The following is a 20,833-nucleotide window of genomic DNA, read 5'->3' as shown; positions in this document are numbered from 1 at the left end:
TGAACCCGAGTCTCCCCATGAGTGGGAGCAGTGGTTCACCATGATCCGTATCGCGATGATCCGCCAGATCATCCTCACTCGGACCGGCGGCCAGACGGACGAGCGTTACCGCCTTGTACATGCCCACTGCGCGAGACGGCACCAGGACCCATCTGCCATGCTGAGCGTGTGGACCTTGAGGACCGTCCCGCGCTCAGTACGAGCCTCGCCGTGCCGGGTGCGCTTGTCCCTGCCCGCGAGGACGCTCACCCCTGGCGGATCCGGCCTGACCTGATGCATGCGACCGGCAAGCCGCAGCTGGTGGCGGTCCTTGACACGAACGCCATCGCGACGGCGTGTTGCATGGAGGCGGGCTCCGGTCACCAGTCGCTGGCCACTCGACTTGTGCTCACCGGCCGGGTGCTGTGCTTCGTCGCGGAGCACGTGCCTGGCGAGATGAATGAGCATTTGGACCGCATCGCCCGGAAGATGGGCGTCGACGTGGGAGCGGCGATAACGGTCTGGAGGGAGCAGGTCGCGCCGCTCTTCCGGGTCGTGGATCTGCCTATAGGGGAGTACCTGCGGCCGGAGATCGCCGGAATCCGCCTGCCGGAGCCGTCAGGCGACCCGGATGACTGGCCGAGCCTGGCCGTGGCGGCGTTCCTCGGGCCAGCGGTCATCATCACGCGGGATGGCGTGTTCTCCCGGCTTGGCTACGCCAATGAGGTCAGCGACTGGACAGTCACGGCGAAGACGCTGCGGCGGGCGGCAGCGCTCGAAGGCGAGCAGATCGCCCGGACGGCCATGATGATCATGAGCACGCAGCTGGTGAGCGCTGGCGCCCGTGGGCTCGTGAAGCTCGGGCGGCGTTTCCCATGGACCATGCCCGTCGCCGTGGTGGTGGCTGCACTGGTGGGGCGGCGGCTATGGCAGGAGCGGGCAGATTTGCGGGTCGGAGCTGCCGAGATGCTCGACCAGATGCGCCCGTATGTGCGGAAGATCCTGGCTCAGATGGCTGAGTATGCCGAGCTGCGCGCTGAGCTGGTGACGGTGCATGATCCGCCCTGGCGACGTGAGTCGTTCACGGAGCGCTGCGCCCGCACGCTGGCGCGCAGTGGGGAGGCGATGACGCCCGGCGAGCTGCGCGACGTCATGACCGGGACCGGCGGCGAGCGCGTCACTGCAGCGGGGCTTCGGCGGATCATGAAGGCACACCCCTCGTTCGTGCGGCTGTCTGGCGACCGGTACGAGGTTGGGCGGCCGGTCGTGGCCCGGTAGAACGACAGGCATGGTCAGCTTGAGCACCCACGAGAGAATGATCTTGATGCACGGTACTTCGCTTCCACTCACTAGGCTGTGGAAGATCGGAGAGCATATCGAAGGCGGCGGCTTCGGCCCGGTGTATGCTGCCACCAGTTAAGGCGAGGGCGCGGCTATCAAGTTCGTCCGCAAGCTGCCCAGGGCGCAGCGTGACCTACTGTTAGTGGAACTGGGGCTGCCCGCAACGTGGTGCCGGTGATTGACGGGGGCGAGACCGAGAATGCCTGGGTCGTCGTCATGCCACGGGCGAAGGAGTCGCTGCGGGATCTGCTGGAGTGAGACGGGCGGCGGCAGCATCAGGACTGGCACGGCGGTAGGCGTGCTTGCGGATTCCACGCAACCGTACGGCTACGAGGCCGTAGCCACGCGCTCTGGTACTGCGACGCATTGGAAGAAGACCGGTTCGGATGTTATGAGCTGGCGTTCATGCACCTCCCTCTGATGTCGAGCACGTCTTCACTGGCGCCGTTCGGGCTCGGGCCGGGGCCGGAGTCCGCCGGTATGCTGTCACCGGGGATGGACGTTATGCAGGTGGCCTGGCCGTTCACGAGGCTGACCGGCCAGGACCTGGACGGGGTCATTAGCCGGTGGGCCGGCTGGCTGGCTGATGCGTCGTCGCCGGACTTCAATCAGCTGGACATGATGCCGGAGGCTGAGGTCCCGCAGGTATGGCGGCGATGAGGAAACCACGGACATGACCGCGCAACCCCCGCAGCACCAGGTATCTCCCGAAGCTACGGGCGGCGCTGGCACCATCGAGGAGTACAGCCTCGGCGCCGTGGCGCTCGCTCGCCTCTTGACCGGCGACTTGCTTCCGGGACTGAGCGGGCCACCGGTGACTGTGGCGCTCCAGCGGCGTGTCGCCGGGAACACGCTCGACGATCTCGTGCTGCGGTCTGGTACCGACACGGCTGAGACCGGCATCGATTTCCAGATCAAGCGCACCGCGTCGCCAACCGCTTCGGATTCTGCGTTCGTCGACGCGCTCGGCCAGTGTATGGAGACATTGCGGCAGCAGCGGGAGGCGCTCGCCGCCGGGCGCTTGCAGTTGGGGTTTGGGGCCTCTGGTCCGCGTGGACCATTAGAGCAGCTCCGGCGGCTGACGGAGATCGCTCGGTCCCATGCGACGGCCACGACCTTCTTGGGCGTGCTGGTCCCGGGTGCCACAGCCGGGGACGTGCGGACGCGGTATGGGCACGTCAAGGGCGCGGTGGCCGAGATCATCAAGGTGCGCGGCGAGAGCCTGACCGACGCCCAGTTTGATGAGCTGACCTACGAGCTCCTGAAGTACCTGCGTGTGTGGATTTTCGAGGTAGGTGACGATGGCCGTGACGTGTTGGAGACCCAGAGCCGCCTGGGGACGATCCTGCCGGCGGGCGGGCCGGATGCACACGCCGTCTTCTCCGAGCTGCGAACGTTGGCTGAGACCTGGGGGCCGAACGCCGGGGTGATTGACGCCTCGATGCTCCGAGCAGCGCTCTTTGCTCGCGGCATCCCCCTGACGGCGGATCCGCGACACCAGGTAGAACTGGGGCGCGTGCTCAACGCCTCCCGCCAGGAGCTGGGTCGCACGGTGGACCAGATGGGCGGACGGCTGCGGCTGGAGCGAGCAACCGCGGCTGAGGCGCTCGGTGAGGCCATCCGGGGCGGCGGCATCGTTCTCGTGTCCGGTGCGGCCGGTGTCGGCAAGTCGGTCTTAGCCCGGCGGGCTGTCCAGGACCTTGACGAGACGGCTACGGTCGTCGCTATTAGCCTCACGACCCGCAGCGGCGACACCCTGGCCACCGTCCAGCAGGAACTGGGCGTCTCCCATCTCGGCACGGTGCTGGCCGCAGCGCCCACCACTGGCCCGCGGGTTCTGCTCATTGACGGAGCTGAGCACGCTCTGACGGATGCGGGACGGCTCCTGGAGTCACTGCTGGAGGCGGCGCCAACGGCGGGAACCAACTCGCCGCCGTGGAGAGTCGTGATTACGAGCCGGGCGGATGCGGCCGGTCCTCTGAGCGAGAGGCTCGGGGATCAGCTCACGGCGCACATTGAGCTGGATGAACTCTCCAACCCCGAGGTCGACGAGGTCAGCGGCGCCTTCCCTGCTCTGGCACCATTGCTGCGTCATCCCCGGAGCAAGCGGCTGCTGCGCCGGCCGTATCTGGTTGACCTCATGGTCCGCTCTCAAGCTGCACCCCAGGAGGGTGAGGCGCTCGGCGAAGAGGATGTCCTCGCCGTGGTGCACGAGAAGGTCGTGCGGCGCAGCGAGGGACTCGTGCCGGGTCAGGGTTCGGCGCATGACCGCGATGTCGCCTGGAACACGCTCGCTGAAGCCGTCATCGCGGGTGCCGGTAGCAGTCGCCTGCCTGGCGTGGACGGGGCGGCCGTGGGCGGCCTCATCAGCGACGACATCTTCCGACGCCAGCGTTCGACGTACCGCTTCGCCCACGACGTCTTGGCCGACTACGCCACGGCCATGCGGCTGGGTGACGACGACGGCGCTGCGCTGCTGGAGTCAGCGACCGCTCCGCGGTCGCTGATCCGAGCGGTTAGGCTGGCTCTGCAGCGGAGACTCGCGGAGGCAGCCAGCGACGCCAACGAGGTTCGCCGAGCGTGGGACAAGGCCCTCAACCTCTGCCGGGACCTCGCGGCCCGGGACGGGAGCCGCTGGGAGGAGGTGCCGTTTGAAGCACTCATCTCTATGGGCAGCCCGGACGGCGTGCTGGCGGCCCTCACTCCTGATCTTTTGACCAACAACGGCGCGGGCCTTGGCAAGCTCGTCGACGTTACGGGTCGATATGCAACCACGTCGCGGCGCGAGCCTAATGGCGATGCACTTGAGCTGGATGACGTGCTCGCCGCTCCCGTCGTGATGCTCCTCGGCACACTCGGACGCGATCTGCCTGAACGGCTCACCTACCTCGCCACCAGGCTCATCCAGCGCTGGCTCGTGAGCGTCGAGGTGAACGAGCGCCGTCCGACCGCGTTCATCGTCGATCCAACGGTCTTGAGCGCTGCTGCCGCTGCCTGGGCAGGTGACGATTGGTACGGCAAGCGTTACGAAGTGGTGCTGGCCGTGGTTGGGTTGCTTGGCGGTCACCTGTCTGTTGAGGGCCGCGCGCTGCTTGAACGCGCGAAGGAACGAGGGCATGACCTCGACGTAGTGGTGGAGGACCCTGAGGTGGCGGCGGCCTTGGCCCGCGACAATCCTGATCTCCTCCTTGAGATCGCTGGCAGCTATTACCTCGATCTGCCAATGGCTCTCGATCCGGCCATGCCTGAGCGACGGCCAGCGCGCACGAGGTCCGGGGCCGGACGCCGACGCGGGCGCACGGGGCTATCCGGATACGAAGAGGAAGATGGTGTGCGCGAGCACTCGCACCGCACGTCGAGCCGACTGGGATTCGGCCTGGCTGGGCCGACGTGGGGACCCTTCGCGGTCCTCCTGGACCGATCGCCGCAGCATGGCCTGCGACTCGTGGGGGCTGTCGTAGAGGCGGCCACGGATGCACGGCTTCGCGTCGAGGCGTCATTTGGCCATCCACCGGACGCGGTCCACCTGTCCTTGAAGCTTCCGCATTGGGACGAGGCTGCCGAGTACGACGGCCCCGGTACAGCGTGGGGGTGGTACCGAAGGTTGGGAAGCGGCGCGTACGTCGCCATGTCAGCCCTGATGGCTCTGCGCGAGTGGGCGAAGGCTCAGATCCAGACGAGGCCATTGGTCGCCGTTCTCGACGACGTTCTGCGCGCGGGCTCGAGCTTGGCATTCCCGGCCGTTGCCTACTCCTTACTCGTCTCAGACCTGCCGGCAGCTGGAGACCTGATTGACGCCTTCTTAGAGCACCCCGCCGTCTGGGACCTTGAGATCGGCCGCGTCGTCGGCGAGGGCACGATGAGCTACCCGACGCATGACCAAGCAAGCTTGCGTGTCACCCCGGACCAAATCGTGTTCGCGCTGGTCGTCACCGGCGACGACGAGCGCAAGGCGGCGCTCAAGGCAGTCGGTGAACGCCTGCTTGCGGCATCCCTCGAAGAGCTCGGTAACCCACCGGACGATGACCCGCGGCTCCTTGTCCCGCGCCGACGAGCACTTAACTTCAACTCCGACTCCTACGAAATTGCCCCGTCCGCTGACCACCCAGGCATGATCGAGATATCGCTCGGCGTGCCGACCGCGATGCAACAGGAACTCGAACGTGGAGGCGGCAGGGCGGCCACGCTGAGCCTGACGCAGGCCAACTATGTCTTGGCCGCTATCAAGATCCGCGACGGTGAAGCGACCGAAACTGACGCCGCACAACTGTATGCCCAGATGCAGGAAATTCTCCAAGCCAACGCAGACACTCCGGGTGCCGATCCCATCCACTCAGTCGACGAGGCCGGCGCCGCAGCGGCTGCTGCCGTCGTGGTTCGTGCGGCAGCTGGCAATGAGAAGGAGCGTGTCCTGCTCCCCGAGGCTGTCGAGGTGCTTACCCGAATCGCAAACGAGACCAAGCCCGAACCAGAGAGCTATCGCTCCGGCCGTGACATGAGCTGGGACATGGGTGCAGACCGTTCCGCCGCGACGGCCCTACCCCTGGTCCTCCTGAACGATGAGCTGCTGGCTGCCAGCGGTGCCTTGCGTGCGACGGTTGCCACGGCGGTTGAGCGGCTGGCTGAGAGCACCTCCCGCGAGGTCCGATACCGCCTCATTGGGGCGCTCCAAGCTGCTTGGTCTGCGCCTTGTGACGGGGATGAGGATCGCCAGGTGAATCACGGCGCAGCGATGGCGGTCTACCACGAGATGCTCTTGGGCGCTGGTATTGGGCCGTGGAATGGACAGGAGCGGCCCCGGGTCCGGCTCACGGAGCCGCTGGATGAGGCTCTTCGGCAACCGGAGCTCATCTTCGACCTCTCAGCCGCTGCTGACGCGCTGCCTGGCCTCAAGACAGCTGCCACGTGCGACTGCGAGCACGGAAAAGCAGCCCGCAGCATCCTGGCCTCGCTCGTCGAGCACGACTCACGAACCTGGCCGACGAAGTGGGCCCGTCACCACTACCACGGCTCCGGTGTCTGGCGCAGAGAGGTTGACTCTTGGGTCGCGACCCAAGTCCTCGCAGATGACGATGTCCTGCTTGAGCAGTACCTCGGCGCGTTCTCCACCGTGCCGGAGCAACTAACCGGGCTCCTGACCTCGCTCGCAGAGCAGGCCCTGACGCGCGAACAGGGCGAGCGACTGTTCGCGATTTGGCCGAGGCTCCTTGCTTGTCTGCTTCCTGGAGCACGCCACGTATCTGGCCCAGGTGAAGATCGGCCGAATTGGCGTGACGCGATAAACCTCGACAAATCATTGCTACCCAAGCGGCCAGCCGGGGCCCGTTGGCCGGGCCAGGAATGGGTCGCAGTACTCGTGCGCTGGACGGGCGCATACGCACCGCGGCCCAGCCTGAGCGACCGGCTCATCGAGTGCCTCGGTTCGCAGGGCCTCGCGTTCTCGGCGACCGGTGTCGAACTCACTTTGCTAATGCTCGGTGACGACGCCGCCCAGATCCTCCGCGACAGCCGCTACGCCCCGCATTGGCTACGCCTCGTGCTGCTGGAGCGGTCAGATGGCCTCGATGCGCAGCGCCCGGCCTTGCGTCAACTTCTCGACGGCCTGGCCGCGCGAGGTTCAGCGGACGCAATCTCGATCCAGCGTGAGTTGGAAGCGTAGGCACCGGCCACGCCATCGCCTTTTAGGAGACAAGCGCTACGCGTTGTGGGTGACACTGGCCCCGGGTGACCGGGCCAATCGTCCGCGGCACCTTACGCCAGGCCGTCGCAGCCCACGCCGTACCCGCCTCCACCCTCACCGACAACGGAATGGTCTTCACCACCCGCCTGGCCGGCGTCAGCCCGCCGAAGCGCCTGAAGGTAGGTGTCGCGCTGCTGCTTGAACACGATGATCGGCGGATAGCCGAGCCGCACCAGGATGAGGTTCAGGACGAGCCTGCCGGTGCGCCCGTTTCCGTCGATGAACGGGTGGATGCGTTCGAAGGAGTTGTGGATCTTGGCGAGCGCCTCGGGCAACGGGTGCCCGAGGTCCTCCTTGGTCTCGAGCTTTCTGCCCAGCGCGCAGACGTCGGCCCAGGCCTGGATCTCGCTGGGGACGAGCGTCCAGGACGGCGGGGTCATCCCTTCGGCGAACGGGGTGGATGTCGTGCTCGCGGAAGTCGCCCGGCCCCTCACGGTCGGTGGCGTCCGGGTGGGGCGCCACGTCCCAGACAGGCGTCGTTTGGCGCTGGCGCCTACCCCGCGACGTGAACGGGGGCGGCCTGGCATCGTACGCAGACCACCCCCATGTCACGAGAGATGGAGGGCTCATGGACTGCAGAGCTGCGGTCTGCCCGATCGGCTGGCACGCCGACCACATCGCCTACGTCCGGCTCGCCCGCGGCGCGCGCTGGTGGGTGCGCCACTCCGGGCCCGAGGGTGTCGAGCTGTGGGAGCACTACGCGCCCGCCGTGCACGTCCTGCTGTGCGAGCGCCACCAGGTCGACGTCTTCGTGGGGGCTGACGCAGGCTGACTCGGCCCGCGGGCCCGGAGCGCGATCGGTTCCGCGCCGTCGCTCCGCGTCGCCAGCGGGTGGCGGCGACCATAGGCGCAAGGGGTGACCCGGGCGCATGGGGCGCCTCCGCGAGGGCCAGAAGGGGCACTTCGAGGGGACCTCGTGAGCCTCGATGACCTCATGAAGCAAATCCAAGGTTTAAACGCGGCCGGGGGTTGCATGGGGTGTCGGGGTCACATGGGGTCCCCCCGAAGTCGGGGATCGCGTGGAACTCCGAAAGCGGTCCGGTGAGGAGCTCCTCGCGGAGATCGACAAGCGGGCCGCGATGTCCGGCGGCACGCGGGCCGTCGAGGTGCGAGACCTGCTCGCCAGCTCGATCGCCCTGTTCGGGGGCCCCGTCGAGCTGCCTGCGTCCGAGTGGGGCAGGGTGGCCGAGGAGGTCCGCCCCGCCACCGAGTTGCTCATTCGCTGGATCAGCCTCAGCCCGGCCAAGGCGCTCAAGAAGTATCGGGACTACCGCGTCCGCTCCCTCGACCCCGTCCTGCTCGTTCGTCTCCTCGATTGGGCGCGCGAGGAACTGCAGCTCGCCAGGCAGCCCGCCCGGCACCTGGACCAGGAGCTGCTCGCACACCTCAGCTCCGAGATCGGGCGCCCAGCTCGTAGTCTGCTCGCCGCCGAGGTGATGCAGGAACTCGACCGGCGGGGCGTCTTCGACGCGATCCAGCTCCTGGATCGCGCGATCAACGCGATCGAGGACGGCGCGGGGCTCGCAGCCGGGGGTACCCGGCGGGGGGATCGTGACGTCGAGGTCTGGCTGAACAACGCTTACGAGATCCGCCTGCAGATGGACGATCAGTGGCGAGACGCGCACGAGATCGCCAAGAGCGTGGTCGACGTGCTCGCACAGGCAGGGTTCGAGGCCGCCGGCCCCAACCCCCATTGGGACGTGTGCGCGGTGCTGGCCGCGGGCGCCGATGTTGAGGTGCGGTACCGACCGTGAGTGGCTGGTGTGACGTCTGACGGCAGGCCCATCAGTCCCTGGCATTCCTATGGTCAGGCGTCGCCTGACGAGCGAGGGCCAAGCAGGTCAGCGATGTTGTCCGCGAGTTCCCTGTAGATCTCTGCGTCATCGATCGGGCCCACGGCATCGCCGCTGTCGTCTGATGCGCGCTGTATAGCCTCGCGACGCGTTGTTTCATCGAGGGAAGAGGATCCGAAGACCTGGGCCTTGAGAAGCGAAGCATGGGGTGCGGACAGGGTCACCACATGAGCACGCAGTCGCTGAACGGCGACACGCTCCGCTGACCTTCTTCCGGGGTCGTCGCGAGGTGCGAACCTCTCCTCGTTCCATTCTCGCTGCAGCCCCCTTAATTCTGCGTACAGCTCCCCCGCGCGCTGGAGCTGCACAACTGCAAATCCCTGCCGGACCTGAATCCGCCCCTCTTCGAGTTGCCGTTGTAGTCGTTCTTCAGCGGCCTGCCGTTCGTCGTTAAGACGTTGAGCTGCCTCGGCTCGGTCTGCGGCGCGCTGTCTCTCTGCCTCGGCTCGGTCCTGCGCCCGCTGGCTCTCGGCGTACTCGCGATCCTTCTCGCGTTGCGCCTCTCCCTCGCTTCGATCCTTCTCACGCCGACGGGCGTCGACAGACCATCCAATTAGCGCGATGAGCAGCGCGACGACCACGGCGCCGACCGTGCCCCACCCCTGGAGCTGGTCGGTGAGCGAGACGTTGTCCGTCTTCTGAACCACCTGGACGACCTCGGCCTTGGTCGCGGTGGGGACGGGTTCGAACGGGACGGGCTTCGGCGACGGGATGGTGCTGGAGATGGGGGTCGGCGCGTTCATGCTGGAATTCTGCCGCTGTCGAAGACCCGCCCGGTTAGGCCTTCGTGACGCCTCCCCCGTACGGCTGCCCCTGTTCGAAGAGGACACCGTCCTCGTCATCGCCCACTGGGCCTACACCGGAAATGGCCTATCCGTGCCGCGCCGCCCGGCGGCACCGTGACCTACCGGTTCACGGCCTCGGCCCCCGGCACCTACCTGTACGCCAGCGGCACCGACCCCGTGTACGAACGAGCCCGCCTAGTGAAGGACGGCACCACCCCGACCCATACCCTCACCAGCTACTACCGGCCCGAGGATGTGGAGGGCACCCCTCTCGTCAATCCGACCGCCGGACCAGCCGGCCGAGGGGGCGGCTTCGCCGTGCTCACCCTCCAGGGCCTGGAGCCCGACACGATTACCGAATCTCTACACGCCCGGATGCCTACTCCCGCCGAGACTGAGCAACTACAGCTACCGAAGGGCGAACCCGTGGTCGTCCTCAAGCGAACGACTTCGACCCGCGAGGGCCGCATAGTCGAGTTCGCCCGCGGCGTCCACGCCGGCTCCCGCTTCGAGTGGACCTACACCTTCAAAATGCCGGACTGAGGGAGAACCAATGACAACCGACTGGAAGGACATCCCTGACAACGTCCGGGAAGCCACGCAAGTCCTCTGGGACTACCACAATATGCACCATGAGCTCCGCCCAACGGATGTCGGCATTGGCCTAGGCAGCCATGATCTCGGAGTCGCCGACTACACGGCAGAACTGTTTCATAAAGGCATGTTCCCCATCATTGTGTTCACCGGCGCCAATGCCCCCACCACTGTGGCCCTGTTCCCACGTGGCGAAGCCGTCCACTATCGGGAACGCGCCCTCGAACTCGGTGTGCCGCCGGAAGCGATCCTGCTTGAACCGAGAGCTACCCACACTGGCGAGAACATCAGCATGACCCGACAGATCCTCGCCAAACACTCCATCTATCCATCTTCAGTCACACTCATCTCTCGCCCCTACCAACAACGGCGAGCATTCGCTACCTCCAAGAAACTTTGGCCCGAAGTAGATGTTGTATGCGCATCCCGCCCCATCTCTTTGGAGCAGTACATTAGAGAAATACGTGACCCCCTACGGGTCCTTCATATGCTCGCAGGCGATACACAACGCGTTATAGAATATCCAAGCCATGGTTACGCCATAACCCAGGATGTACCTCCCAACATTTATGCAGCGTTGGAGCATCTCATAGCCGCGGGGTTCACAAACAGACTCATTAGAGGCAATTCATAGCGGGGCCGAACGGACGCGTCGTCGACACGACGAAGTGCTTTCAATGCCATGGATTTCCATACATCTCCGCTTGGAACCACCTTGTTGCCTACCACACTTTTGCCGCATCACCTTTGCGCTATTTCTCGTAGAGCAGCGACGATGTCAAGCGTACCCTTGGAATCGCCGTCCCATACAACAACGTCTACGCCCTTTATATCCGGGTCTAACTCGGTCCACATCATCGAGGGGATCTCAACGTTCGTGATGATAAGCACACCAACGAAGGAGTCGGACGTAAGACGTCTCAGCTTGCGCTCTACAAATCGCCGCAATTGTGACCTGAACGTCTCTGGCGTTGAGGTATCGAAAAACTTCGAGATGATAAGCACAGGGCGCCCGTCACTCAGTTCAAAGATGAAGGTTGCTCCATCACGGAGCCGCTCCAACTTCGCCGCAGGCAACTCTCGAAGTAGCGCATTGACTTCGCGAGCGAAGACTATATGCTGAATTGTTCCACGGCCGCCGGGGTGCGACTCGTCAGCCTCAAGGCGAGATATCAGTAGTTCGATCTCGTGACTGATCGAGAAGGATCCCCGCTCGGATTGGTTCGCGACGACTTCTTGCGCGGCCTCAATGGTTGCCACACTAACTGCCGCATTGAGGTATACGTTCGTATTCCGCAGGAAGTTGCTGGTCGTCATCATCAGAAACGGAACCCCCGCCTTTTCGATCATCTCCTCATACAGCTCTGGCCTTGGCCCTAGTGTTCGCCCGTAATCTTTGCGCCACCAATCCTCCTTAACGTCATCCGTCACTAGGAGCACAGGCGTCCCACGACTCGACGCCTCTATAATGAGCTGATGCCAAAGAAGGTAGTCACCTCTAGAGTCATCTTTTCCCTTGTCCTTGTAGCCCGGGGGTATATTCAGTTCAGCTCTGCGAGCCGCCTCAACCACTGCCAGCTCAAGATCCTTCCCCACTAAAGCAGGCCCTACTTTGTCCTCCAGAAGTAAATCCAGCCGCTTAATAACTGGATCTTCCCTTGTTCCCGCACCTAGCTTTTGGATATCAGGCTTAATCCTCTCGATCGCGACTCGAACGCCTTCAAAAACCTCCTCCAGTCGCGACGTTATGTGCTTTTTGGTGAGAGGATCTAGCGACACCCTGTTCGCAAAAGTATTAATCTGAGTTATGGTTGCTTGCAGCGATGAGTCGAGATGAGTGCTTAGGGTGTCGAAAGTGGACTCATGGTCCCGGATAGCAGCATGTCGCCGACGAGAGAATTCCAGGCCGACTTGATGTGGAACCCAGAGATTGCTCTTTAATTTTTCGAGCACGCCAAAAAGCTCTTCACGAGCCGACGGAAGATATCGATAGAGGTTAAGCAACACATTAGCGTCTAGCGCAACTAGCCCACCAGTGAGTACTGTCTTCATCAAATCTTCACCGGGAGGGTAGTAGGCTCCAAACGTATCAGTTAGACGCGACATATCCTTTTTTTTCCACACTTAGTGATCCATATAAAGTTACATCTTGCTAAGGCGAGACGTACCGTCATCTGACCGGGATGCCTCCAGACGTATGCTTCTGACACCCTTCAGAAACTCGGAGGTAGACGGCAGCAGTCATAACTTCCAGGACTGCCCTAGGGTCAGATCGGTGGCAAGCTTATCTACGTCGTCTAAATCGACCAAAGGCACGTGGTTCAGCAGTTCTCATAGGCGTTCGCGCTTGCGCAGGTCTTCGAGTTGGCTGGACAGCATGGCGGCCGCCTGTTTGTCGGCGGGGCGGGTGAACTGGGCATAGAAGCGCAGCGTCGTTACGCCGCCGCCGGAGTGGCCGAGGCGGCCGGCGGCGGTGCGTAGGTCGATGCCGTTAGAGAGGAGCTGCGTGGCGGAGTAGTGGCGGAGTTCTTTCAGAGAGCTGCGGATGCCTGTGGCGCGGGCGTAGCGCTCGTACTTGTGGGTGATGGTGTCGGGGTTCCAGGGGCGCAGGCCTGCGGGGTCTGGGGAGAACACGAAGGCGTCTTCGGTGCTCTCTACTCCGGCTTCGTTCAGCGCGGTCTCTCGGCGGCGTAGGTGTTCCTGGAGTAGTTCGCAGGTCAGGGGGTCCAGGGACAGGCGGCGGCCCTCGCCGGTCTTTGTGTCCTTCTCGATTTGCTGGCCGGCCTTGACGAGGTAGTTGCGCGTGATGCGGATCTCCTGGGCCTCGAAGTCGATCCGGTGTCGGCGTAGGCCCACCAGCTCGCCGCGGCGGGCTCCGGTCGTGGTGGCCAGCCAGACGAACAGAGCGAACTCCGGGTCGGCCTCCCAGAGCTCGTTGAGCAGGCGTGCGGCCTGCTTGGGGGTCGGTGGGTCGGGCTCGCGCTTCTTGGGCTGGGGTGGGGTGGCCTTCTCGGCGACGTTGCGGTCGATCCAGTCGTACCGGACGGCGAGGTTGAGGGCGGCGGAGATGATCGCGTGGATGCGGAGGATCGAGCCAGCGGCCATGGGCTTGCACTTGTGCGGGGTGCATCGCTGATCGCACTGGTGAGGACGGGGCGTGCGGTGGTCCTTCAGGGGGACGCAGAGGGCGTTGCAGACGTGTTCGGCCTCGGTGCAGTGCTCGACTTTGGGGAGGCGGTTGCAGAGCCGCGAGCAGCGCTTGAGGTGGGTGTAGAGCGAGTCCAGCATGTCGGCCCGGAGCTTGCCAATCCTCACGTCGCCGAGCACGGGCCGGATGGTGCGGCGGATGTAGCCTTCGTGGGCCTCGCGGGTGGAGACCTCCAGGTCCGCGACTTCGAGGTAGCGCGTCAGGACGTAGTCGAGGGTCGCGGCTTCCTGGGGCTCGCGCTCGGCCTCGACGTCACGCAGCAGCTTCGCGAGGGTCTCCAGCGCCTCGACTTCGGTCTTGACGGTCTTGCGGTACCGACGCTCCTTGCCGGTGGTCGGATCGAGGCCGGCGTACACCTTCACGCGGAAACTACCGCTGGGCAGGCTCTCGATGTGCCCCTTCGCGCGCTCGCTGTGGACCTTGGTCATGGGCGGCAAGGTAGCGCCTGGGACCGACATCGGTCCACGAACCGGTCCACGACTGATGATCTTGCGGAGACGGCGGAGTCCGCGACGGCCCGGAGGAAGCAGGAAGCCCCAGGTCAGACGGTATGACCTGGGGCTCAAGAGTGGAGCCGCCTAAGGGAATCGAACCCTTGACCTACGCATTACGAGTGCGTCGCTCTGGCCGACTGAGCTAAGGCGGCGGGCCGCGGGTGACCGCAGCGTGTGGAAGTCTACAGGTTTTCGGTGGTTCTTGCGCCAGGGCCGGGGTGGGCGGGTGGGCGTGCGGGTGGTTCGAGGTGTGGCGAGGTCAGGTGACCTTGGGGCAGAGGGTGCCGGAGGCGGGAGGGGTCAGGGAGATCAGGTACTGGTCCACTGCCTGGTCCACGCAGGTGGAGCCGGTGCGGTAGGCGGTGTGCCCGTCGCCGTCGTAGCTGAGGAGGACGCCGGAGGAGAGTTCCGAGGCCAGGGACTTGGCCCACTGGTACGGGGTGGCGGGGTCGCGCTGGGTGCCGACGACGAGGATGGGCGGGGCGCCGAGGGCGCGGAGGGGCTTGTCTGTGCCGGTGGGCTTGACCGGCCAGTAGTCGCACGGCAGGGAGCCCCACATGACGTACGCGCCGAAGTGCGGGGACTGCTGCTGGGCGGCCTTGGCGGCCTCCTCGTAGGTGGCGATCTTGTGCGGGTAAGGGTGGTCGAGGCAGTTGACGGCCATGTTGGCCTCGGTCTGGTTGGAGTACGTGCCGTCGGGCTTCCGGTCGACGAGGATGTCGGCCAGCTTGAGCAGGGTGGTGCCGTCCCCGCGGAAGCCCTGCGCCAGGGCGACCCTGAGCACGGGCCAGCTCCGCTTGTCGTAGAGGGGGGCCAGGATGCCGAGCGTCGCCCACGACTCGTCGATGACCCGCCCGTCGCCGGTGTTGTTGCGCAGCGGGCGCTGGTCGGTGGTCCTGAGGAAGTCCGTGAGCCGCGCCAGGGCCGCGTTGGTGTCGCGCCCCGGGAAGGGGCAGTTCTTCTGGACGAAGCAGTCGGCGAGGAAGGACCGGAACGCGACCTCGAAGCCCTGTGCCTGGGCGGCGTTCACCGTGGGCACCGGCGCCAGGGCGGGGTCGAGGGCCCCGTCGAGGACCAGGGCGCGGATCTTCTTCGGAAACAGGTCGGCGTAGACGGCTCCCAGGTAGGTTCCGTATGACTTGCCCAGGTAGGTGATGCCCTGGTCGCCGAGCGCCGCGCGCAGGACGTCCATGTCGCGGGCGGCGTCCGCCGTGCCGACGTGCGGGAGCAGCTTGGCGGAGCGCGCCTCGCACCCTTCGGCGAACTGCTTGGCGCCCTTGGCGAGGGCGCTGACCTCGGCGGGGTCGTCCGGGGTGCCGTCCAGGCCGATGAACGCGTCGAGCTGAGGCCCGGTCAGGCAGCGGACGGGCGCGGACTTGCCGACGCCGCGCGGGTCGAAACCCACGGTGTCGAACCGGGCGAGGATGGTGGGGGTGAGGACGGCGGTCGCGGCGCGGGCGTATTCGATGCCCGAACCGCCTGGTCCGCCCGGGTTGAGGATGATGGAGCCGATGCGCCGGCCGCCGGTGGCGGGCAGCCGGATGAGGGCGATCTGGATGCGGTCGCCGCCGGGGTTCGCGTAGTCGAGGGGGACGTCGAGCTTGCCGCACTGGAAGTTGTTCTGGCACGGCGTCCACTTGATCTTCTGCGTGTAGAACGGGGCGAGGGCTGCGGCGGGTGCCTGGGTGGCCGGCTGGGCGGGGGCGGTGGCTGCGGGCGGGTCGGCCGGTGATGATCCGTCCGCCGGCTCCTTCGACTCCCCCTTGGCCGAGCAGGCCGTGGCGAGCAACACCGTCGCGAGAAGGGCGGTAGCCGTACGGCCAGCGCCGGAAAAGCGCATCATGCGCCGACCACCTGTCCCCCGTTGTCAGACCGCCGAGGAGTTGATCATCTCCACGGCGGTTAGGTTGTACCCCCTCTACCTGGGGTTTCACTCCTCAACTGGGGATCGCTGGTCGCCGTATCTCTCGTCGTGCTGCTTGCGCGGCGAGCAGACGTCGGCGCGGGAGCAGGCGCAGCGCCGTCCTCCGTCATTGAGCCGGACGATCACCGAGTCGGAGGGCACGTTGTGGCCGACGACGGTGCCGGCGCCCTCGGGGGTGTCCACGGCGGTGCCGGTGCGCGGGGCGGACGCCCGGAACTCCTGGTACAGGGGGTGCTCGTACTTCAGGCAGCACATCAGCCTGCCGCACGCGCCCGCGATGCGCAGGGGATTGACCGGAAGGTCCTGGTCCTTGGCCATGCGGACGGACACCGGCTCGAAGTCCTTGAGGAAGGTCGCGCAGCAGAGGTCGCGACCGCAGGGACCGATGCCGCCCTGGAGGCGGGCCTCGTCGCGGGGGCCGATCTGGCGGAGCTCGACCCTGGCCCGCAGGTTGCGCGCGAGATCGCGGACGAGCGCGCGGAAGTCCACGCGGTGGGGGGCGGAGAAGTACACGGTGTAGACGTTGTCGGCGTCGAGGTAGTCCACACCCACGATCTTCATGGGCAGTTCGTGCCGCTTGATCAGCCTCTTGGAGACGCTGCGCGCCTCGGCACGGCGGCGGCGGTTGGTGTCGTCGCGGCCGAGGTGTTCCTCGCCCGCGATGCCGGCGCACACCGGCAGGCCGTCGATGTCCTCGCTGACCCACTGCGGCGCCCAGACGCACTCGGCCACCTCGGGCCCCGCGTCGGTGGGGACGAGCACCTTGTCCCCGACCTTGGGGCTGTGGCCGCCGGGGTCGAGGTAGTAGAGCCTGCCGTAGCGAGTAAAGCTCACGGCCATGATCATGCCCATGGAACCCTCCGCCTCCTCGCCGGTCCGGCTGCGGGCTCCTGCCCGAGCCGACGTGGACCACGCCCGGCGCGAGCCTCACGGATCACGCCGACACGGTTCTGGCCCAGATTACGCGCAGTGCGGTTTACCTAGGCAATACCAATCGTCCACCCGGAATTGACCTGGAGGCGCGACGGGCTGACGGGCTCATGGACACTCGGCGGACGCCGGCGCGCCGCCCTTCGCCCGGCGGCGAGGATCGCGAGCGCGCCGGGTCGGCGTTCGCCCACGCCGCGCACGCCTGATCGACGCCTCCGTGCACGCTGTCTTGTTCCGGCAGGTCACGAGGGGATCGTGATCCTCGCACAGGAACGCGGGCCGGACGACGAAAGCGGCCACGGCCGAGAAGATCCCGGCTATGGCCGCTTGGGGCCGCGCCTGTCGCTCCAGGTAAGCGTCACCGCACGCCCCGACAGGCTCCGTCAAGGCCCCCCTCAGGCCCCGTCGAGCCGCGTCAGAGAGTCACCAGGTCACCGAGGGGAAGCTGTGGACGTCCGGGGTCAGCACTTCGTAGCCGGTGGCGGTGACGGCCGCGATCTCGTCGCCGCGCCGGACGATGAAGCGCTCGGCGGCGCCGTCCGCGGCGAGGAGGCGCATTGCGCCCTTCTCGTCCTTGTAGATCGTGTCCACAAGCCGCCCGTCCGAGGCGTCGAACCGGACGATCGCGGCGGTCGAGGGCTCCACCTCCCCCTTGGCCCCCTTGACCGTGTGGACGATCCGGCCGAGCGAGGCGATGATCCGCGAGCCGTCCGCGTTGAGGCGGTACCCCTGCAGGCCACCCTTTCCTCCGACCGCCTCGGCCCCGAGGGTGATCTTCCGGCTCGTACCGAGGTCCTCACCGGCGACGGTCGTGTCGATCACGTAGACGTCGGGCGAGTCGGGTGCCATCTCGACCCGGCCCATGGGAACGGTCGACGGCTTGCCCGCCCCGGGACCCCTGTCGACGACACGCGGGTCGACGGGGACGGCCGTGGCCGACACGAGAGGGACGGCGGTGGCCGGCGTGGTGGGGACGGCCGGGTCCGCCGGGACGACCTCGGGACCCGACGAGGGCTCGCTCGCGGACCCGGGGACGCCCGGGGACGAGGGCTCGCTGGCGGACCGGGGGACGCCCGGGGACGAGGGCACCCCGCGGGTCGTCCGTACCAGGGGCGGCGGGGTGGCCGTGTCCGAGTTCGGCCGCTCACCTGTCCCGTACCCCGGGGTGCCGGGCTTGGGCGTGCCGCTCGGCGGGATGGCGGGCTCAAGGGTGATCGCGCCCGGCGGAGGAGCGGGCACGGCGGTGCCATCACCCGACGGCGGCGCGGGAGCGATGGTACCGCCGGACGGCGGCGCGGGAGCGATGGTGGCGCCGTCCGGGGGGACGGCCGGCACTGCGGGCACCGCGGTGACGTCACCCGGCGCGGGGACGACCACGATGCCGTCGGCCGACGCGCCCGGGCCAGGCGCCTTGCCCGGATCCTCCAGCTGGAACCGCGCGCCCCCCTCGGCGGTGTTAATCCGGTAGACGCGTGCCAGGATCGGGTACTGGTAGGCGACGTACCGTCCGTCGCCGCTCATCGCGACGTTTCCGATGATCTTGCCCTCGCTCGCCTTCCACGTACGCGTCTCGCCGGACGCGGTGTCCGCCACGCTCAGGCTGCTGGTCCGAGCCCCGGCCCGGCACGGCTCCGCGGCGTACGCGAGCTTCGAGCCGTCCCCGCTGACCGCCAGGGAGTACGCGGCCGTCCCCTCGGGCGGTGTGATCGGCAGCCGGTCGAACGCCTGGGCGGCGCCGGACTCGTCCACGGTGAGCCGGTAGAAGTGCCCCTGGCAGTCCGGCCCGGTCGTGGAGACGTAGAACCGCCGGTTGTCCGCGGCCGCCTGCGCGGCCCAGAAGGTCTCGTCCTTCGAGGGCGCCGGGACGCTCGCGATCTGCTCGCCGTCCATGCCGCGCACGCTGAGCGAGCCGGTCGAGGCGACGAGGAAGAACTTCGGCGCCGCTACGGGCCCGGCGGCGGCGACCTGGGAGCCCGTGCCCGCGCGTACGGCCACCGCCCCCGCGGTGATGGCCGCGATCACGGACGCCGCCGCCACGACGGGGACGAGCCAGGACTTACTCCGACGCGGCTCGGGACGTTCGACGGCTGCCGAGAGCCTCAGCCCGGGGACGTCCCCGACGGTGTCCCCCACGGCCGTCGCGGCGTCGCGCAGCCTTCTGATGATGTCGTCGTTCACGGGTGCTCCCCCAGGAGGCGGCCGAGCGCGTCCAGGGCTCGGGCGGTGGTGGATTTGACGGTGCCGCGGCTGACGCCCATGACCTGGGCGGTCTCCTCTTCGGAGAGCTCGGCGTAGTAGCGGAGGACGAGCACCTCGCGCCGGCGGCGGGGCAGTTGGTGGAGCGCCTCCATGACGGCGCGGCGCTCGGCGCCGAGCAGCGCGGCGGCCTCCGCGGACCAGACGGGCGGTTCGTAGGCGCCGGCGAACCAGGACGGCAGCCGGCGCCGCCTGAGTACGGTGCGCGCGTTGTTGAGGACGGCGCTGCGGAGGTACACCAGCGCGTTCGCCGGATCGCGCAGCGCGCCGAAGCGGCGGTGGAGGCCCAGGAACGCCTCCTGAACCACGTCCTCGGCGCTCTCGCGGTCGCCGACCAGCACGAGCGCGAGCCTGGTCAGCCCGAGCGCGTGGCCCGCGTACAGCGCCGTGATCGTTTCCTCGGCGTCACGCGGCTCGGAGGTGCGCTCCGATATATCGGAAGCCTGCATGTCCAAGAGACGCGGCAGCCCTCCTCAGGTTGCTCGGCACCTGATATTCGCGGAAATATCAGGACAAGCGAGGCCGGGCGCCCGGAGCCGGGCCGCTCACAACCGGGGCCGCCACAACGACAGCGTCAGCGCCTCGACGGCGATCTGCGGGTTGACGTTGGCCGCCAGTCGCTCGCGGCACAGCATGATCGCGTCGATGCGCCGCAGCGTGTCCTCGGGAGAGCTCGACGACGCCAGCGCCTCAAGATCGGCCGAGCGGTCCTCGGCGGACAGCTCGACCGCGGCCCCGAACTGAACGGCGAGCACGTCGCGGTAGAAGGCGACCAGGTCGAGCAGGGCCACGTCGAGGGAGTCGCGCTTGATGCGCGTGGCCCTGGACTTCTGCCGGTCCTCCAGGTCCTTGATCGCCCCCGCGCCGCCGCGCACCAGCCCCTTGTTGAGGCCCTTGCCCGTCGACCCCTCGCCGTAGATCTTGCGCAGCTCGGTGGTCTCGGCCTCGTTCAGGTGGGCGGTGGCCTCCTCGGCGTCCTCCGAGGACGTCTTGACCAGCCGCTCGGCCGCCTCGACGCACTGGCCGAGGCCGGTCAGCGTGCGGGGCAGCGCCAGGACGGCGTCACGGCGCCGCCGCGTCTCCTCGTCCAGGGCGAGGCGGCGGGCACGGCCGATGTGGCCGCGCGTGGCGCGGGCGGCGAACTCGGCCGTCTCGAACGGCACGTCGTCGCGCGTGGAAAGCACGTGCGCGATGGCCTCCGTCGAGGGGGTGCGCAGCGTCACGACCCGGCACCGGGACCGGATGGTGATCACCATGTCGTCCGGCGCGGGCGAGCACAGCAGCCACACCGTGCGCGGCGGCGGCTCCTCGATGGCCTTGAGCAGGGCGTTGGCGGCGGCCTCCGTCGCGCGGTCGGCGTCCTCGAACAGGATGACGCGCCAGCGGCCGAGCGTGGGCGCCCCCGACGCCCTGAGCACCAGCTCACGGGTCTGCTTGACGCTGTACGAGAGGCCCTGCGGGCGTACGGTCTCGACGTCGGGGTGGGAGCCGACGCTCACCTGGTGGCACATGTCGCAGTGCCCGCACCCGAGGTCGGGGCACAGCAGCGCCGCCGCGAACGCCTGCGCGGCCTCCGAGCGGCCGGACCCGGGCGGGCCGGTGAACAGCCACGCGTGGGTCATGCCGGCCCCGCGTCCGCCCGCGAGGGCCTCGGCGGCGGCCGCCGCGGCGCGCTGCAGCACCGCCGCCGCCTGCTCCTGGCCCACCAGGTCGTCGAAGACTGTCACGC

The 20,833-nt window shown here is 67.3% G+C and carries 16 protein-coding genes and 1 tRNA gene; 7 read left to right on the top strand and 10 right to left on the bottom strand.

Features of this window, described 5'->3' with window-relative positions; genetic code table 11:
* Positions 1 to 168: 168 nt before the first annotated feature.
* The 3 genes from DQ384_RS30945 to DQ384_RS30940 all read left to right on the top strand — a co-directional run bounded on the left by DQ384_RS30945 (position 169) and on the right by DQ384_RS30940 (position 6,979).
* The gene (locus tag DQ384_RS30945; protein ID WP_114032415.1) at positions 169 to 1,257 is read left to right on the top strand and encodes a PIN domain-containing protein; all 1,089 of its coding nucleotides are present in this window, start codon (positions 169 to 171) and stop codon (positions 1,255 to 1,257) included.
* Positions 1,258 to 1,686: 429 nt separating this feature from the next.
* Positions 1,687 to 1,980, top strand: coding sequence for a hypothetical protein (locus tag DQ384_RS41650; RefSeq protein WP_181871526.1), 294 nt, complete (start codon positions 1,687 to 1,689; stop codon positions 1,978 to 1,980).
* Between the two features lie 13 nt (positions 1,981 to 1,993).
* Positions 1,994 to 6,979, top strand: a complete 4,986-nt coding sequence (locus DQ384_RS30940) for a P-loop NTPase family protein (RefSeq protein WP_114032414.1) — start codon at positions 1,994 to 1,996, stop codon at positions 6,977 to 6,979.
* Positions 6,980 to 7,071: 92 nt separating this feature from the next.
* Here the strand turns inward: DQ384_RS30940 and DQ384_RS43265 are convergent, their stop codons facing one another.
* Complete coding sequence (locus DQ384_RS43265) at positions 7,072 to 7,440, bottom strand: Fic family protein (RefSeq protein WP_245966903.1); 369 nt, start codon at positions 7,438 to 7,440, stop codon at positions 7,072 to 7,074.
* 188 nt (positions 7,441 to 7,628) lie between these two features.
* Between DQ384_RS43265 and DQ384_RS40575 the strand changes: the two genes are divergently transcribed.
* Together DQ384_RS40575 and DQ384_RS30930 are read left to right on the top strand one after the other, a co-directional pair.
* Positions 7,629 to 7,832, top strand: coding sequence for a hypothetical protein (locus tag DQ384_RS40575; RefSeq protein WP_147268955.1), 204 nt, complete (start codon positions 7,629 to 7,631; stop codon positions 7,830 to 7,832).
* A 247-nt stretch (positions 7,833 to 8,079) separates the two neighbouring features.
* Positions 8,080 to 8,814, top strand: coding sequence for a hypothetical protein (locus DQ384_RS30930; protein ID WP_114032413.1), 735 nt, complete (start codon positions 8,080 to 8,082; stop codon positions 8,812 to 8,814).
* A 53-nt stretch (positions 8,815 to 8,867) separates the two neighbouring features.
* Here the strand turns inward: DQ384_RS30930 and DQ384_RS30925 are convergent, their stop codons facing one another.
* Positions 8,868 to 9,656 (bottom strand): SPFH domain-containing protein, encoded by a 789-nt coding sequence (locus DQ384_RS30925; protein WP_147268954.1) that lies wholly within the window; start codon positions 9,654 to 9,656, stop codon positions 8,868 to 8,870.
* A gap of 156 nt (positions 9,657 to 9,812) precedes the next feature.
* Here DQ384_RS30925 and DQ384_RS30915 point away from each other — a divergent pair, with 156 nt between their 5' ends.
* Both DQ384_RS30915 and DQ384_RS30910 read left to right on the top strand, forming a co-directional pair.
* A complete protein-coding gene (locus DQ384_RS30915; RefSeq protein ID WP_245966902.1) occupies positions 9,813 to 10,241 on the top strand; it encodes a UTRA domain-containing protein in 429 nt (142 codons plus the stop codon).
* A gap of 10 nt (positions 10,242 to 10,251) precedes the next feature.
* Positions 10,252 to 10,926 carry a YdcF family protein gene (locus DQ384_RS30910; protein ID WP_114032409.1) on the top strand — a complete coding sequence of 225 codons (675 nt, stop codon included), beginning with the start codon at positions 10,252 to 10,254 and terminating at the stop codon, positions 10,924 to 10,926.
* A gap of 107 nt (positions 10,927 to 11,033) precedes the next feature.
* On the opposite strand, the gene DQ384_RS40570 is transcribed toward DQ384_RS30910, so the two are convergent.
* From DQ384_RS40570 to DQ384_RS30875, 8 genes are all read right to left on the bottom strand, one after another.
* Positions 11,034 to 12,344 carry a PIN-like domain-containing protein gene (locus tag DQ384_RS40570; RefSeq protein ID WP_147268952.1) on the bottom strand — a complete coding sequence of 437 codons (1,311 nt, stop codon included), beginning with the start codon at positions 12,342 to 12,344 and terminating at the stop codon, positions 11,034 to 11,036.
* A gap of 279 nt (positions 12,345 to 12,623) precedes the next feature.
* A complete protein-coding gene (locus DQ384_RS30905) occupies positions 12,624 to 13,928 on the bottom strand; it encodes a tyrosine-type recombinase/integrase (RefSeq protein ID WP_181871514.1) in 1,305 nt (434 codons plus the stop codon).
* A 141-nt stretch (positions 13,929 to 14,069) separates the two neighbouring features.
* Positions 14,070 to 14,146, bottom strand: a tRNA-Thr gene (locus DQ384_RS30900).
* A 107-nt stretch (positions 14,147 to 14,253) separates the two neighbouring features.
* Entirely contained in the window at positions 14,254 to 15,786 is a 1,533-nt protein-coding gene (locus DQ384_RS30895) for an alpha/beta hydrolase (RefSeq protein ID WP_245966901.1), read from the bottom strand.
* A 138-nt stretch (positions 15,787 to 15,924) separates the two neighbouring features.
* The gene (locus tag DQ384_RS30890; RefSeq protein ID WP_114032445.1) at positions 15,925 to 16,764 is read right to left on the bottom strand and encodes a PSP1 domain-containing protein; all 840 of its coding nucleotides are present in this window, start codon (positions 16,762 to 16,764) and stop codon (positions 15,925 to 15,927) included.
* 507 nt (positions 16,765 to 17,271) lie between these two features.
* Entirely contained in the window at positions 17,272 to 19,026 is a 1,755-nt protein-coding gene (locus DQ384_RS30885; protein WP_114032406.1) for a hypothetical protein, read from the bottom strand.
* The gene (locus DQ384_RS30880; RefSeq protein ID WP_114032405.1) at positions 19,023 to 19,553 is read right to left on the bottom strand and encodes a SigE family RNA polymerase sigma factor; all 531 of its coding nucleotides are present in this window, start codon (positions 19,551 to 19,553) and stop codon (positions 19,023 to 19,025) included. The genes DQ384_RS30885 and DQ384_RS30880 overlap by 4 nt, the downstream gene beginning before the upstream one ends.
* 96 nt (positions 19,554 to 19,649) lie before the next feature.
* Entirely contained in the window at positions 19,650 to 20,831 is a 1,182-nt protein-coding gene (locus DQ384_RS30875) for a DNA polymerase III subunit delta' (protein WP_114032404.1), read from the bottom strand.
* Positions 20,832 to 20,833: the final 2 nt, after the last annotated feature.

The sequence above is a fragment of the Sphaerisporangium album genome (assembly GCF_003323745.1).
Taxonomy (GTDB): Bacteria; Actinomycetota; Actinomycetes; order Streptosporangiales; family Streptosporangiaceae; genus Sphaerisporangium; species Sphaerisporangium album.
This window is presented reverse-complemented; position numbering and strand designations above follow the sequence as displayed.